Annotated in this window: 1 pseudogene; it reads right to left on the reverse strand. The window is 50.4% G+C overall.

Features of this window, described 5'->3' with window-relative positions:
- Positions 1-15: 15 nt before the first annotated feature.
- Positions 16-268, reverse strand: a pseudogene (locus HBA93_RS21385) (ABC transporter substrate-binding protein); the annotation flags it as partial.

The following is a 268-nucleotide window of genomic DNA, read 5'->3' on the forward strand; positions in this document are numbered from 1 at the left end:
ATTCAGCTGTTCAGCTTACTGAACATTCTCGCCGACTACGCTATCCCAGTTCTTGGTGATGACAGCCTGAGACTTGTCGAGTTCTTCCAAGGTCGGGAAGACAGCTTTCTGGTAAGCTTCTGCCGGTGGCAGCTTGTCGAGCAGTTCCTGAGGGATTTTGCCTTCTTTTGCCATGGCGTTGAAGCGGATCGGGTGGCAATAGCCTTTCAGATAACCGATCTGGCCTTCATCGGAATAGAGATGTTCCATCCAGAGTTTGGCTGCATTT

Source organism: Ochrobactrum sp. SFR4, from assembly GCF_019730395.1.
Lineage (GTDB): Bacteria > Pseudomonadota > Alphaproteobacteria > Rhizobiales > Rhizobiaceae > Pseudochrobactrum.